At 75.5% G+C, this 14,723-nt stretch carries 10 protein-coding genes; 6 read left to right on the forward strand and 4 right to left on the reverse strand.

The annotated features are described in order from the left end of the window. The first annotated feature begins 6 nt into the window (after positions 1–6). The 6 genes from ACIQ87_RS01880 to ACIQ87_RS01905 all read left to right on the forward strand — a co-directional run bounded on the left by ACIQ87_RS01880 (position 7) and on the right by ACIQ87_RS01905 (position 8,498). Positions 7–1,233, forward strand: a complete 1,227-nt coding sequence (locus tag ACIQ87_RS01880; protein ID WP_402400086.1) for an acetyl-CoA carboxylase biotin carboxylase subunit family protein — start codon at positions 7–9, stop codon at positions 1,231–1,233. Then, positions 1,230–3,104, forward strand: coding sequence for an IucA/IucC family protein (locus ACIQ87_RS01885; protein WP_402400089.1), 1,875 nt, complete (start codon positions 1,230–1,232; stop codon positions 3,102–3,104). Before ACIQ87_RS01880 ends, ACIQ87_RS01885 begins: the two co-directional genes overlap by 4 nt. Next, positions 3,101–4,324: an MFS transporter gene (locus tag ACIQ87_RS01890; RefSeq protein ID WP_402400092.1), complete on the forward strand. Its 1,224-nt coding sequence runs from the start codon at positions 3,101–3,103 to the stop codon at positions 4,322–4,324. Before ACIQ87_RS01885 ends, ACIQ87_RS01890 begins: the two co-directional genes overlap by 4 nt. Beyond that, a complete protein-coding gene (locus ACIQ87_RS01895) occupies positions 4,321–6,168 on the forward strand; it encodes an IucA/IucC family protein (protein ID WP_402400095.1) in 1,848 nt (615 codons plus the stop codon). Before ACIQ87_RS01890 ends, ACIQ87_RS01895 begins: the two co-directional genes overlap by 4 nt. After that, positions 6,165–7,448, forward strand: coding sequence for a type III PLP-dependent enzyme (locus ACIQ87_RS01900; RefSeq protein WP_402400098.1), 1,284 nt, complete (start codon positions 6,165–6,167; stop codon positions 7,446–7,448). The genes ACIQ87_RS01895 and ACIQ87_RS01900 overlap by 4 nt, the downstream gene beginning before the upstream one ends. A gap of 252 nt (positions 7,449–7,700) precedes the next feature. After that, positions 7,701–8,498 carry an inositol monophosphatase family protein gene (locus ACIQ87_RS01905; RefSeq protein ID WP_402400889.1) on the forward strand — a complete coding sequence of 266 codons (798 nt, stop codon included), beginning with the start codon at positions 7,701–7,703 and terminating at the stop codon, positions 8,496–8,498. Between the two features lie 55 nt (positions 8,499–8,553). Here the strand turns inward: ACIQ87_RS01905 and ACIQ87_RS01910 are convergent, their stop codons facing one another. The 4 genes from ACIQ87_RS01910 to ACIQ87_RS01925 form a co-directional block, all read right to left on the reverse strand. Next, entirely contained in the window at positions 8,554–10,068 is a 1,515-nt protein-coding gene (locus ACIQ87_RS01910; protein ID WP_402400101.1) for a pyridoxal phosphate-dependent decarboxylase family protein, read from the reverse strand. Then, positions 10,065–11,534: a diaminobutyrate--2-oxoglutarate transaminase gene (locus tag ACIQ87_RS01915; RefSeq protein ID WP_402400104.1), complete on the reverse strand. Its 1,470-nt coding sequence runs from the start codon at positions 11,532–11,534 to the stop codon at positions 10,065–10,067. Before ACIQ87_RS01915 ends, ACIQ87_RS01910 begins: the two co-directional genes overlap by 4 nt. 244 nt (positions 11,535–11,778) lie before the next feature. After that, entirely contained in the window at positions 11,779–12,531 is a 753-nt protein-coding gene (locus ACIQ87_RS01920; RefSeq protein WP_402400107.1) for a response regulator, read from the reverse strand. After that, positions 12,528–14,411 (reverse strand): ATP-binding protein, encoded by a 1,884-nt coding sequence (locus tag ACIQ87_RS01925; protein WP_402400110.1) that lies wholly within the window; start codon positions 14,409–14,411, stop codon positions 12,528–12,530. Before ACIQ87_RS01925 ends, ACIQ87_RS01920 begins: the two co-directional genes overlap by 4 nt. Between the last annotated feature and the right edge of the window lie 312 nt (positions 14,412–14,723).

Below are 14,723 nucleotides of genomic sequence, written 5' to 3' on the forward strand. Positions count from 1 at the left end.
CCCTCCATGCGGCTCTACCTGCTCGCGCTCAACCCCACCGACTCCGTCACCTCCGGCTTCCTGCCCGCCGCCGCCCGGCTCGGGCTCGACGTCACCGTCCTGACCGACGGCGCCGAAGCCCACCGTCGGGCCTACGCCGAGCTCCCCTTCCCCGCACCCGAGGTCCTGGAGTGCGACGTCCGCGACTTCCGCGCCGTCATCAGCCTCGTCTCCCGCCGTGCCCTGGCCGCCCCGGAGCACGCGCCCGACGCGGTGTTCAGCAACAGCGACCACCTCCAGACCCAGACCGCGCTGGCCGCCGAGTACTTCGGCCTCCCGGCCAAGGACTGGAAGGCCACGCTGCGAGCCAAGGACAAGGGCCAGCTGCGCCGCCACCTCACGCTGACCGGCCTGGACACCGTCCGCTCCGCCGAGCTGGCCCCCGGCCAGGACCCGGCCGAGCTGGACGTGCCGTTCCCCTGCGTGGTCAAGCCCCGTGAAGGGGTTGCCAGCGAGGACGTCACCCTGGTCGCCGACGCCGCCGAACTCGCCGAGCGCTGCGCGGAGATCCGGCACCGCAGAGCCGGCGCCACCCTGGTGGTCGAGGAGTTCCTGGCCGGGCAGCTGTGCACCCTGGAGACCCTCGGCGACGGCCGGCGACGGCACGTCCTCGGCGGCTTCCGCACCCGGCTCTCCCCGCCGCCGGACTTCATCGAGGAGGTGCTCACCTTCGTCCCGGCCCACCCGCGGCCGGTGGTCGACCAGGTACTCGCCCAACTCGACGCGCTCGGCGTCGGTTTCGGTGCCTGCCACACCGAGTTCGTGGTCCAGCCGGACGGCCGGGCCCGCATCATCGAGGTCAACTACCGCGCCATCGGTGACCAGTGCGACCTGATGCTGGCCGAGATCCTCGACATCCCCCTGTTCGAGCTCGTCCTCGGCGTCCACCTGGGCCGCGACCTGCCCGCCGACCTCACCGAGCGGTGCGCCGCCACCCCCCGCCGGGCCCGCAACGAGGTGGTCTGCGCCGACCGCGCCGGCGTCCTCACCGCCGCACCCGGCGCGTACGACGAGGAGCGCGACGGCGTCCGGCTCGCCTACCGGCCCCTGCGTCCGCTCGGCGAGCGCCACGAGCACTACCGCACCAACCGCGACTACCTGGGCGTCGTCTGGACGATCGGCGCCGACCAGGACGCGGTGGACGGCGCCGCCGCCCGCTTCCTCGACGCCAACCGCTGGGAGATCACCCCATGACCGCCGGACAGCCGTCGACCGGTGCCGCACAGCGCTGGACCCCGGCCGAGCAGCTCACCCTGCGCGTGCTCTCCGCCCTGCTGCGCGAGGACGTCCTCGGTCTGCGCACCCTCGGCCGCGTCGAGGAGCGCCCCGACGGCCGCTGGCTGACCGTCCCCGGGCTTCAACTGGCCCTGCCCGTACGACCGGAGGGCTTCCAGAGCGAGTACGCGGCCCGGCTGCCGGTGCTGGAGCTGGCCGGTCGGCGGATCACCGGCCCGGACGCCGCCGTGGCGGCGCTCGCCGAGTCGGCCGAGGCCGAGGACCGGCCCGGCTGGGCGGCCTTCGCCGAGGAGTGCCGGCAGACCCTCGCCACCATGGAGCTGCACGAGCGGGTCCGCCCCGAGGTGCACGAGCGGCTCGTCGACCTGTACGGCGAGGACCCGGCCGACTGGACCGGCCCCGCCGCCGCCCTCGGCCACGACACCCTGGCCGCCTACCTCGACCACCCCGTCTACCCCACCGCGCGCGGCCGCTCCGGCCTCACCGAGCCACAACTGCGAGCCTACGCACCCGAGTTCCACTCCCCCTTCGAGCTGCGCTGGCTGGCCGTGCCGGCCGAGGCGCTGACCGTCCACGGCGGGCGGCCGCTGCCGAGCTGGTGGCCCACCCCGGCCTGGCTCGGCCTCGGCGACCGGTGCCCCGGCGAGGGCTGGGCCACCCTGCCGGTCCACCCGCTCACCGTCGGCGCACCCCTGGACGAGGCACTGGCCGCCACCGGCCTGACCGGCCGCGCGGTGCTCGCCGAACGGCCGTACCTGACCGTCGTCCCGACCCTGTCCATGCGCACCGTCGCCGTCGTCGACGACCCCACCTGCCACCTCAAGCTCCCGCTCGCCACCGCGACCCTGGGCCGCCTCAACCGCCGCACCATCAAGCCCGGCACACTGCTCGACGGGGCCGCCGGCCAACGGCTGATCGAGGCCGTACTGGCGCGCGAGCCGCGTTTCGCCGGCCGCGTCCTGCACGCCGACGAGCAGTCCTGGGCGCACGCCGGACACGAGCTGCTGGCCGTGCTGCTGCGCCGCCACCCGGCAGGGCTGGAGCACGCCGCCACCGTCCCGCTGGCCGCCCTGCTGGCCCCCGCGCCCGGCGGCCGCCTCGTCCTCGACCACCTCGCCGACCGCTACTACCGCGGTGACGTCCTCGCCTGCTACGACGCCCTGCTGGAGCTGCTGCTGGACTGGCAGACCGCACTGTTCGGCCACGGTGTCGCCCTGGAGTCGCACCAGCAGAACACCTCGCTGGTGATCGACCGGGACGGCCTGCGGCTGCTCTACAAGGACGACGACGGCCCGCGCGTGCACACCGCCCGGATGACCTCATCGCTCGGCGAACTCGCCCCTGCCCGCGACGAGTTCGACGACGCACGGATATTCGGCGAGGACGACCGGGCGCTCACCGACCTGTTCGCCACCATCACCGGCCACCTGTGCACCGGCGCCCTCGCCTTCGGTCTCGCCGACCACGGCCGGGCCGAACTCGCGGACACCCTGGCCCTGTTGCGCAAGCGCACGGCCGAGGCCGTGGAGCGGATCGGACCGGTGGGCGCACCGCTGCGGGCCGCGCTGCTGGACGCCGAGCGGCTGCCGGTCAAGGCCATGGTCACCGCCGGGACACTGCTCAGCAAGCAGCGTTCGGGCGCCGCCGACATCAACAAGCACTACACCAGTGGGCCCAACTACCTGCGCGAACAGGCCCAAGAGCCCCCACACGACCGGCCGAACGGCGTACCGGACGGCGTTCCGGATGACCATCCACACGACCGTCCGCACGACCACCCGGTCGGCCTTCCGGCCGGCCGGCGACGCGCGGACGGGACCGTCCGGTGACCGCGGAGACCCTGTCGCAGCAGTCGCAGCCCTCGGCCGACCGCTCCGGCGGACTCGGCCGGCGCCAGGTGCACGCCGTCGCGGCCTGCTACTTCGTCGCCTCCTTCGCCGCGCTCGGCCTGCCGCCCTACCTGACCACGATCCTGCCCTCGCTCGGGGACCCGCAGGCCCGCTGGGCCGGCGTGCTGTACATCGTCCCGACGGTGTTCAGCGCCCTCGGCGCACCGCTGTGGGGCCGGCTGGCCGACCGCTTCGGCCGCAAGCGGCTGCTGCTGCGCGCCCAACTGGGGCTCACCGTCTCCTTCCTGCTGGCCGGAGCCGCCGACAGCCTGACCGCGTTCACCCTCGCGCTGGTCCTCCAGGGCTTCCTCGGCGGCACCTTCGCCGCGACCAACGGCTACCTGGCCGCCGCACTCGACGGCCCCCGGCTCTCCCGAGCCCTCACCCTGATGCAGGGCAGCGCGCGGGCCGCACTGGTGGCCGCGCCGATCCTGGTCGGGGCGCTCTCCCCGTGGATCGACCCGCACCGCCAGTACCTGGTGATGGCCGTGCTCCCGCTCGCCGCGGCGGTGTTCCTCTCGCTGCTGCCCGAGCCCGAGCGCCCCGAGGCGGCCCCGGCAGCCGGCGGCCGGCCCGCCGAGCGGACCGCCACGGTGTCCCTGCTGCCGCTCTACGCCTTCGAGTTCACCTTCGTCTTCGCGACGGTGATCTCCTTCCCGTACCTGATCGCCCTCGCCGAACAGCGCCTGCCCGGCGTGGACGGCACCACCACCGGCGTGCTGTTCGCCCTCCCGCACCTGTGCTACCTGGTGTTCGCCGCCCGCACCCACACCGTGTTCCACTCCCGCCCGCACGCCGGCATCGCGCTCGGCTTCGGCTTCGTCGCGCTCGGCCTGGCCGGGCACGCGGTGGCGTACTCGCTGCCCGTGTTCGTCGCCGTCCGGCTGCTGCTCGGGGCCGGGCTCACGCTGGGGCTGGTCTGCCTCGCCGTGCTCGCCGCCGGTGCCGCCCAAGGGCGCCAGCCCGGGCGGATGTTCGGCACCCTCGAACTCGTCTCCAAGGGTGGCGCCGTCGCCGCCGGCGCCGTCGCCGCGCTGGCCAACGGACGGTTCGGCGCCGCCGCCCCCGTGGTGGCCGGAACCGCCGCCGCCCTGCTGGCCGCCGTCGCGGCCACCACCCTCACCCTCCCGTCCCTCCGCCAGCGCTGGAGTCGCCGATGACCGCCGAGCAGTCCCCCCACTCGCCCAGGACCGACGACCCCCGCGGCACCGACGGCCGGCCCTTCGAGTCCGGAAGCCGAGCCGGCGGCACCGACGAACTGCCCACCCCCGACGAGGCGGTGGTCCACACCCTGCTGAACTGCCTGCTGCGCGAGGTCTCCGCGCCCGAGCACCAGACCGCCGCCGACGAGGGCCGTCTGCTGCTGCGCCTGCCGCGCCGCGGCGTGCTGCTGCGGGTCGCGCTGCGCCGCACCTCGCTGCTCGGCGCGCACCGCTTCACCGGCCCGGTCGAGGTCGAACAGGACGGCGGCTGGTCGGAGTTGGAATGGCGGGAGCTGGCCGAGCACGTCCGACACGAACTGGAGCTGCGCACCGGCACGGTGAACGAGGAGTTCCTCGACCAGGTCGCCTCCAGCCACCACGGCGTCCGCGAGGGCCTGGCGGACCGACCGGCCGCCGGAACCGACCGCTACCTGGAGTCCGAGCAGGCGCTGCTGTTCGGCCACCGCTTCCACCCGGCCCCCAAGTCCCGCTCCGCCGCCCGCGGCGACTGGCGCAGCTACGCCCCCGAGTCCCGCGCCGCGTTCCCGCTGCGCCACCTCGCCGTCCGGGCCGACCTGCTGGCCGAGGAGTCGCTGGACGGGAGCGCGACCGCCCTGCTGGACGGGCTCGGCGAGGTACCGGACGGCTACCGGCTGCTGCCCGCCCACCCCTGGCAGTACCAACTCATCGGCGACCACCCGCTGTTGCGCGCCGCCCTGGCCCGGGGCGACGTCCTCGACCTGGGTCCGCGCGGCGAACGCTTCACCGCCACCGCCTCGGTGCGCACCCTGCACGGCGCCGACGCCTTCCTCAAGTTCAGCCTGAACGTCCGCATCACCAACTGCCTGCGCAAGAACGCCGCTTACGAACTCACCGGCGCCGTCGCCCTCACCCGGCTGCTCGCCCCGGCCCTGGCCGACCTCGCCCGGCGCTTCCCCGCCTCGGCCATGCTGCGCGAACCGGCCTTCCGCACCCTCGCACTGCCCGGCGCCGACGGCCACCCCGACCGGGCACTGTACGAGGGCTTCGGTCTGATCGTCCGGGAGGGCTTGGGCGGTGTGCTCCGGCCGGGCGTCACCCCGCTGCTGGCCGCCGCCGTCGCCGACGAGCACCCGACCAGCTCCGCGCACGTCTCCCGGCTGCCGGCGGGCGGTTCGGACGGCGCGGCGGCCCTCGGCTGGTGGCGCGACTACCTGCGGTTGCTCGTCCCGCCTGTCCTGGCCGCCTACTTCGACCACGGCGTGGTGCTCGAACCGCACCTGCAGAACGTGCTGATCGGCGTGGACCCCACCGGGCACCCCGTCCAGGTGCTCTTCCGCGACCTGGAGGGCACCAAGCTCGTCCCCGAGCAGAACGAGGACATTCTCGCCGCCCTGCCGCCCGAGGTGGCCGGCCCGATGACCTACGACGCGGAGCGCGGCTGGGACCGGGTGGTCTACTGCCTGCTGGTCAACCACGTCGCCGAACTGCTCGCCGCACTCGCCGACCGCCACCCCGACCTGGAATGCGCGCTCTGGCAGGCCGTCCGGGACAGCCTGGAGGAGTATGCCGCCGCACACGGCTGCCCACCCCGGCTGCGCGCGCTGCTCGCCGGTGTCCCGCTGCCCGCCAAGGCGAACCTGCTGACCCGCTGGGAACGCAAGGCCGACCGCGAGGCGGGCTACGTCCGGCTGCCCTCCCCGCTGGCCGGCTCCGTCCTCGCCGAGGCCGCCCGGATGCCCACCCGCACGCCGGCCCGCGCGTCCGGCCACGCGCCCACCCACACGCCCGTCCGCCTTCCCGCCGCGAGCACCGCCCGATGACGAACCAGACCGTCCGGCCGACCCAGCCCCTCCGGGCGACCGGGGCGGCCCGGCCGACCGAGGCCGTCCGCCGCTTCAGCGCCGCCCTGGCGCCCGGAGAACTGCCCGCCTACGTCTACGACTTGGCGGCACTGCGGGAGCACGCCGCCGCCGTCCGGGCCGCGCTGCCCGGGCGGGTCGAGCTGTACTACGCCGCCAAGGCCAACCCGGAGGCGCCACTGCTGACCGCGCTGCGCGACTCGGTGGACGGCTACGAGGTCTCCAGCGGCGGGGAGTTGGCCCACGTCCGGGCCGCCGTGCCGGGCGCGCCGCTGGCCTTCGGCGGCCCTGGCAAGACCCCGGCCGAGATCACCGCTGCGGTGGAGGCCGGGGTGCACCGCTGGCACGTCGAGAGCGAGCAGGAGCTGCATCGGCTGGCCGCGGTCCTCGCGGACCGGCCGGGCACGGTCGTGGACGTGCTGCTGCGGGTCAACCTGGCGGTCGAGACGGAGGCGCTCGACGCGGTGCCGCTCGCGATGGGCGGACGTCCGACGCCGTTCGGCCTGGATCCGGACCGGGCCGAGGAGTGCGTCCGGCTGCTCACCGGGGACGGCCCGCTGGGGCGGCAGCTGCGGCTGCGCGGCGTGCACGCCCACCTGGCCAGCGGGCTCGCGGCGGCGGAGCAGCTGTCGGTCGCGGCGCGGATCGTCGGCTGGTCGGCCGCGCTGGCCGAGCGGCACGGCTTCCCGCTGACGGAGGTCAACATCGGCGGCGGAATGGCCGTGGACTACGCGGACCCGTCCGCCCGCTTCGACTGGACGGCCTTCGGCGAGGGCCTGGCCAAGCTGCTCGACGCCCACCCCGGGCTGACGCTGCGGATCGAGCCGGGCCGGGCACTGACCGCCTACTGCGGCTGGTACGCGACCGAGGTGCTGGACGTGAAGGCGAGCCACGGCGAGGACTTCGCGGTGGTCCGCGGCGGCACCCACCACCTGCGCACGCCCGCGACCCGGGGGCACTCCCAGCCCTTCGCGGTGCTCCCGGTGGACGCCTGGCCGCACCCGTGGCCGCGCCCGGCCGTCACCACCGGCCGCGCCACCCTGGCCGGGCAGCTCTGCACCCCGAAGGACGTCCTCGCCCGCGCCGCCGAGGGAGCTGACGGCCTGCGGGCGGGCGACCGCGTGCTGTTCGCGATGGCGGGCGCGTACGCATGGAACATCTCGCACCACGAGTTCCTGATGCACCCTCGCCCGGGCTTCCACCACCTGGACGGCGACGGGCCGGGCGCGGCGGAGGAGTGACGGAGGAACCGCCGAAGGACCGCCGACAGATGACAGCTGACAGATTTCGAAATCTGTCAGCTGTCATCTGTCGGCGGTCGGTCATCCGCTGTGATCTGTCGACTGTCGGCCGTCGGCTGTTGTCCGTCGGCCACCGATAGCCACCCCGCCCGCCACCTGAACCGGCGCCCCCTTCCGCCACCTGGACCGCCGCCGCCCCCTTCCGCCACTCGTGGGAGAGTGGTAGGCAGCGAAGGGAGCGCGAACGTGCTGATGGACAAGGTGGCGGAGATACTCGCCGAGGCGTCGGCCGAGGCGGTGGAGCCGCGCTTCCGGGCGCTGACCGCCGGCGAGGTGATGGAGAAGGCCCCCGGCGAGATCGTGACGGTCGCCGACCGCGAGGCCGAGGCGATCATCGCCCGCCGCCTGCACGAGCTGCTCCCCGTGCCCGTGGTCGGCGAGGAGGCGGTCGCCGCCGACCCGTCGCTCGCCCTGGCCCTCCACGACGAGCCCGCCGTCTGGCTGGTCGACCCGGTGGACGGCACCGCCAACTTCGTCGCCGGCAAACCCGAGTACGCCGTGATGTGCTCCCTGGTCCGTTCCGGCCGGACCGTCGCCTCCTGGATCTGGCAGCCCGCCACCGCCACCGCCTACCGCGCCGAACTGGGCTCCGGCGCCTGGCGCGACGGCGTTCGCCTGACCCGTCCCCCGGCGCCGAAGGACGTCGCGAAGCTGCGCGGCTCGGTGAAGAGCCGCTACCTCGACGCCGAGCACCGCCGCCGGCTCCAGGACAACATCGCGGCCTTCGGCGAGATCTCCCCCGGTCGGCACGCCGCCGGCATCGAGTACCCGGACGTCGTCGAGGGCCGCTTCGACTTCGTCCTCTACTGGCGCACCCTCCCGTGGGACCACGCCCCCGGCTCCCTCCTGGTCACCGAGGCCGGCGGCGTCTCCGCCCGCCCCGACGGCTCCCCGTACCGCCCGGAGGCCCCCGGCTGCGTGGACGGTCTCCTGGTCGCCGCCGACCCCGAGACCTGGGAACTCACCCGCTCGATCCTGCTGGACGGCTGACCCCGCGGCCGCGCCCCGCCTGGACCCTTCCGGCCGCGCACCGCGGGACCCGCGCCTACCCCGCCCGCTCGCCGGCCACCTCGCGGCCGGCGCCCACCACCTCCCGCAGCAGCGCGCCGACCTCCTCCACCGTGGTGTGGGGGTTCAGCAGCGTGAGCTTCAGCCGGACCCGGCCCGGGCCGTCGCCCGGCAGCTCGGTGCGGCCGACCACCGCCCGTCCGGTGCGCAGCAGCAGGCGCCGCAGCCGTCCGTTGACCTCGTCCAGCGCCGCCTCGTCCGTCACACCGGGCGGCCGGTAGCGGAAGAGCAGGACGGTGAGCACGGGCTCGGTGTGGAGTTCGAGCGCCGGGTCGGCGCGCACCGCGTCGGCGGCGGCGCGGGCGAGGTCGTGGCAGGCGTCGACCAGCCGGCCGAGTCCGTCGCGGCCGAGGGTGCGCATTGTGACGGCGAGCTTGAAGGCGTCGGCCCGGCGGGTGGTGCGCAGCGAGCGGCCGAGCAGGCTGGGATACCCGGCCCGCTCGTCGTCGGCGGGGTTGAGGTACTCGGCCCGGCGGGCGAGCGAGACGTAGGTCTCGGCGCGGCCCACCAGGAAGATCCCGGCCGCGGCCGGCTGCCAGCCGAGCTTGTGCCAGTCCAGGGAGACCGAGTCGGCGCGGGCGAGGCCGTCGAGCAGCGGGGCGAGCCGGTCCGAGAGCAGCGCCCCGCCGCCGTACGCGGCGTCCACGTGCAGCCAGGCGCCGTAGCGGCGGGCGAGGTCGGCGGCGGCGTGCAGCGGGTCGACGGCTCCGGTGTCGGTGGTGCCGGCGGTGGCGACGACGGCGATCGGGGTCCGTCCGGCCCAGCCGGCCTCGGCCATCACCCGCTCGAGTGCGTCCTCGCGCATCCGCAGCCCGCGGTCGACCGGGACGGGGATGACGGCCCGCTCGCCGAGTCCGAGCAGGGCGGCGGCACGCTGGACGGAGAAGTGCGCGGCCTCGGAGGCGAGGATGCACGGCCGGACGCCGGCCGGGAGGCCGTCCAACTCGACGATGCCGTCGAGTTTCTGGTCGCGCGCCAGCATGAGCCCCATGAGGTTGGACTCGGTGCCGCCGGAGGTGAGGACGCCGGCGGCGCGGTCCGGGTCGTAGCCGACCAGTCCGGCGATCTCGGCGAGCAGGGCGCTCTCCAGGGCGGTGGCGGCGGGGGCCTGGTCCCAGGAGTCCTGGGAGGGGTTGAGGGCGCTGACCGCGAGGTCCGCCGCGGTGGCGACGGCGAGCGGCGGACAGTGCAGGTGTGCGGCGCAAGCCGGGTCGGCGGGGTCGGCGGCGGCGTGGGCGAGCAGTTCGGTGAGCCGGGCGAGCGCACCGGGTCCGTCGGCGGTGGCCAGCGCGTCGTCGACGAGTGCGGCGATCTCGGCCGGGGTGCCCTTCGGCAGCGGTCCGGAGCGCTTGGCGGTGCCGCGCTCCAGGGAGTCGAGGACAGTGGCCAGCAGTGGTCCGAGCGCGCCCGGCCCGGCCGTGCCGCCCGCCAGGGCGTCCGTCGCGACGCCGTCGTCAGGGAGCCCGACGGGGTCGGGTCCGGCCCCGATCACCGCTTCTCCCGAGCCGCCGGACCGCCCGCCGAACCGTGAACCAGCGCGCCCGCCGAACCGTGAACCAGCGCGCCCGACGGCCCACCGCCGGGCCCGCTCGCGGACACCGCCGCGATCGCGTCCGCCAGCCGCTCCAGTACCGCCGCCACCTGTTCGCCCGTGATGGTCAGTGGCGGGAGCAGCCGCAGCACCGCGTCGTGGCGTCCGCCGAGTTCGACGATCAACCCCCGGGCCAGGCACGCCTCCCGGACCCGCACCGCGAGCGCCGGGTCGGCCGGCCGGGCGCCGCACGCGTCGGGCTCGGCCTCCGGGTCGACCAGCTCGACCCCGAGCATCAGTCCCCGGCCGCGCACGTCGCCGATCACCGGCAGCTCGGTCGCGAGTTCGCGCAGCCGGGCCGCCATCCGCTCGCCGACGGCGGCGGCCCGCTCGGCCAGCCCGTTCGCCGCGACGTGGCGCAGCGTCGCGGCCCCGGCGGCCATGGCGAGGGTGTTGCCGCGGAAGGTGCCGGTGTGGGCGCCGGGGCGCCAGCCGTCGTAGTCCTCGCGGTAGACGACGACAGCGAGCGGCAGACTGCCGCCGATGGCCTTGGAGAGGACCATGGCGTCCGGGACGATGCCGCTGTGCTCGATCGCCCACATCGCCCCGGTGCGGCCGACTCCGGTCTGCACCTCGTCGACGATCAGCGGGATGCCGCGCTCGGCGGTGATCCGACGCATCGCGCGCAGCCACCCGTCGGGCGCGGGGACGACGCCGCCCTCGCCCTGGACGGCCTCCAGGATCATCGCGGCGGGCGCCACCACACCGCCCGACGGGTCGTCCAGCAGCCGCTCCACGTACGTCTCGGCGAGTTCGGCACCCGCCTCGCCGCCGACCCCGAACGGGCAGCGGTAGCCGTACGGGTAGGGCAGCCGGGCGACCTCGCCGCCGCTCGGCAGCGGCTCCTTGACGGCGACGTTGCCGGTGAGCGCGAGGGCGCCGGCGGTCATGCCGTGGTAGGCGCCGGTGAAGGCGAGCGCGCCGGAGCGGCCGGTGGCGGTCTGCATCAGTTTGAGGGCGGCCTCGACGGCGTCCGTCCCGGCCGGTCCGCAGAAGTGCACCCGGGCGCGGGCAGCGAACTCCGCGGGCAGGCTCTCGAACAGCGCGCTGGTGAAGTCGTCCTTCTCCGCGGTGGCGAGGTCGAGCAGGTGCAGCGGGGCGCCGCTGTCGAGGGTGCGGCGGATCGCCTCCAGCACCACCGGGTGGTTGTGGCCGAGGGCGAGCGTGCCGGCGCCGGAGAGGCAGTCCAGGTAGCGCCGCCCGTCGGCGCCCTCGACGGTCATGCCGTGGGCGCGGACCGGGACGATCGGGAAGGAGCGGGCGTAGGTTCTGGCGGCGGACTCGCGAACGCGCTGACGGCGCAGGATGGCTTCACCGGCGGCCGGGGTTCCGGAGGTGGCCTGGACGGGTACGGCAGCGAGCGACACGAGAAACCCCCAGGAGAAGTTAGGTAAGCCTAACTTTACTGGCCTTGACCTGGCGGAATGCCCTCGGGCCCCCAGAACCACCCGCGCGAGTGAACCTCCCCTGGTTCCCCCAACGAGCGCCGCGCGGAAAGGTCACGGCCCGGACCCCTCCCCCTCCGACCGACGGTCCGGGCCCGCATAAGGCCCCGACCACGGTCCGGGGCTCGGGCTCGGGCTCAGACTCGGGCTCAGGCTCGGTGAACCGTCAGGCGCGGCTCCTCCACCGGTAGCAGAGTTCCGGCCGCCCGACGCTGCCGTACTGCGGCTCCCGCACCGCGCATCCGGTCTCCACCAGGTGCTCCAGGTAGCGCCGCGCGGTGATCCGCGAGACCCCGGCGGCGGCGCCGGCGGCCGCGGCCGACAGCCCGGTGGCCGCCTCGCGCAGGACCGAGGCGACGGAGTCCAGGGTGGGCGCGCTCAGCCCCTTGGGGAGGGTGGTGCGCTCCGGCGTGCGGAGTAGCGCGAGCGCCTGGTCGACCTCCTCCTGGCCGGTCGCCTCGCCGGTGCGCCCGAGGCTGTCGCGGTAGCGGGCGTAACGCTCCAGGCGGTCGTGCAGGGCGGCCGCGCTGAACGGTTTCAGCAGATACTGCACGACGCCCGCGGAGACGGCCTGCCGGACCATGGCGAGGTCACGGGCCGAGGTCACCGCGATGACGTCGGTGCTGTGACCGGCCGCGCGCAGGGTTCGGCAGAGCTGGAGCCCGTGACCGTCCGGCAGGTAGAGGTCGAGCAGGATGAGGTCGACGGGCGTCCCGGCCGCGCGGGCCCGGTCCAGGAAGCGCAGCGCGTCGGCGCAGCTGTGGACCGCGCCTGCGGCGTGGAAGCCGGGCTCGCGCCGCACGTACAGGGTGTGCGCGGCGGCGGCCACCGGGTCGTCCTCGACCACCAGGACGGAGATCTCCTTCCCGGCGGGGGCGCCGATCGCGGTGTCGGCCGTGCTGTCGGCGGCGCCGCTCATGCCAGGGCCCCTTCCTGCTCCCGACCGGCGGACTCCTCCGGCCCGCCCGCCGACCTGCCCGGCTCCCCCGGCTCCCCCGACCCGCCCGGTCCTCCCGGCTCCCCCGCCCGGACGGCCAGCGGCAGCCGCACCGTGAGCACCGCGCCGCGCTCCCGTCCGACCTCGACGGTGCCGCCGTTGCGCCGGGCGGTCTGGGCGACCAGCGCCAGCCCGAGCCCGTGCCCCCGGCCGTCCTGCTTGGTACTCCAGCCGCGCCGGAACACGTCCTCGACCGCGCCCGGGTCGATCCCCGCGCCGGTGTCGGCGACCCGCAGCAGCAGGCACTCGCCGGGCGCCTCCGCGTCCCCGTCGCCGCCCCGGCCGTCGCTCCCGCGGTCCCGGCCGCCGCCGTCCCGACTGCCACCGCCCCGAACACCACCGCCCCGAACGCCGCAGTCCCGGCCGTCGGCGATCCGCGCCGTGACGGTGACCTCGGGCGGGACGGGGCTCTCGGCCGCTCCGGCGATCGCGGCGTCCACGGCGTTGTCGATGAGGTTGCCGAGCACGGTGATCAGGTCCCGTGCGGAGAGCCCGGGCGGCAGCACCCCGTCGTCGATCCGGCTGTCCTCGGTGAGGGTCAACTCCACCCCCCGTTCGGCGGCTTGGGCCGCCTTGCCGAGCAGCAGCGCGGCCAGCACCGGCTCGCTCACCGCCGCGACCACCCGGTCGGTGAGCTGCTGGGCGAGTTCGAGTTCGGCGGTCGCGAACTCCACCGCCTGTTCGTGGCGGCCCAGTTCGATCAGCGAGACCACGGCGTGCAGGCGGTTGGCGGCCTCGTGCGCCTGCGCGCCGAGCGCCTCGGTGAAGCCGCGCACCGAGTCCAACTCTCCGCTGAGTGCCTGGAGTTCGGTGTGGTCCCGGAGGGTGACCACCCGGCCGAGGCCGGCTCCGGAGCCGATGGTGGAGGTGTTCAGCACCACGACCCGTTCGGCCGTCAGGTGCACCTCGTCCCGGACCGGCTCCTTCCCCAGCACGGCCGCGACCAGCGCCTCCGGCAGGCCCAGCTCCACCACCGGACGTCCCTCCAAGTCACCGGCCAGTCCGAGCAGTTCACGGGCGGCGTCGTTGCACAGCACCACCCGGTGCGAGCGGTCGACCAGGATCAGCCCCTCGCGCACCGCGTGCAGGGTGGCCTGGTGGTACTCGTAGAGGTGGCTCAGCTCGTCCGGTCCCATCCCGTGGGTGTGCCGCCGAAGCCGGGAGTTGGCGAGGTAGGTGCCGACGCCGCCGAGCGCGAGCGCGGCCACCGCCACCCCGACCAGGGCGAGCAGCGGACCGCTCAGCTGCGCGGAGATCGAGTCCACCGTGAGGCCCGCGCTGACCAGCGCGACCACCTGGTGCCGGTCGTCCCAGACCGGGGTGACCACCCGGACGGACGGGCCGAGCGTTCCGGTGTACGTCTCGCTGCGGGTCTGCCCGGCGAGCGCCCAGTCGATGTGCCCGAGGTAGGTCCGGCCGATCTGCTCGGGCAGCGGGTGGGTCCAGCGCACGCCGTCGGTGTCCATGACGGTGATGAAGGAGACCCTGGTGTCGGCCCGCACCTGCTCGACGTACGGCTGGAGCGCCGCGGTCGGGTCCGGGCCGCCGACGGCCGCGCGGACGGACGGCGAGTCCGCGACGGCGTGCGCGACCGCGGTCACCTGGCGGCGGGCGGCGTCCTCGGTGCGGCCGGCGGTGAAGAGGTACGCGAGCACCGCGCCGCCGGCGACCACGGCGGCGACGATCACCACCTGGACGACGAACAGCTGCCCGGCCAGGCTGCGGACCAGCCGCCGGGGCCCGCGGCCCGTCGACCGGTGCGAACGGCGGCGCGGGGCGGTGGGGGCGGTGCGCTCGGACATGCCTGCCAGTGTGCACCACGCTCCCGGACGACCCCAGGGCACGGCGACGGGCGACCGCACCCCGCCCGCGCCCACCCGGCCCGCGCCGACGTTCGCGGCCGCCCGGCCCACACCGTTCACGACCCCCGGCCCGCGCCGTTCACGACCCCCGGCCCGCGCCGTTCGCGGCCCCCGGCCCGCGCCGTTCGCGGCCCGGACATCCGGGCCACCCGTACCGTTCATGAACTCTATGAACGCAAACGTGACCTCCGTCACCTCCGGGCCCATAGTCAGAGCGGCCCATCCCCCGGGGCCACCAGGACTGCACGGCAA

The sequence above is a fragment of the Kitasatospora sp. NPDC096204 genome (genome assembly GCF_044763205.1).
GTDB lineage: Bacteria > Actinomycetota > Actinomycetes > Streptomycetales > Streptomycetaceae > Kitasatospora.

Coding starts and splice junctions, on each gene's coding strand:
- ACIQ87_RS01880 (WP_402400086.1), top strand. CDS start 7: ATGCGGCTCTACCTGCTCGCGCTCAACCCCACCGACTCCGTCACCTCC.
- ACIQ87_RS01885 (WP_402400089.1), top strand. CDS start 1,230: ATGACCGCCGGACAGCCGTCGACCGGTGCCGCACAGCGCTGGACCCCG.
- ACIQ87_RS01895 (WP_402400095.1), top strand. CDS start 4,321: ATGACCGCCGAGCAGTCCCCCCACTCGCCCAGGACCGACGACCCCCGC.
- ACIQ87_RS01900 (WP_402400098.1), top strand. CDS start 6,165: ATGACGAACCAGACCGTCCGGCCGACCCAGCCCCTCCGGGCGACCGGG.
- ACIQ87_RS01905 (WP_402400889.1), top strand. CDS start 7,701: ATGGACAAGGTGGCGGAGATACTCGCCGAGGCGTCGGCCGAGGCGGTG.
- ACIQ87_RS01920 (WP_402400107.1), bottom strand. CDS start 12,531: ATGAGCGGCGCCGCCGACAGCACGGCCGACACCGCGATCGGCGCCCCC.
- ACIQ87_RS01925 (WP_402400110.1), bottom strand. CDS start 14,411: ATGTCCGAGCGCACCGCCCCCACCGCCCCGCGCCGCCGTTCGCACCGG.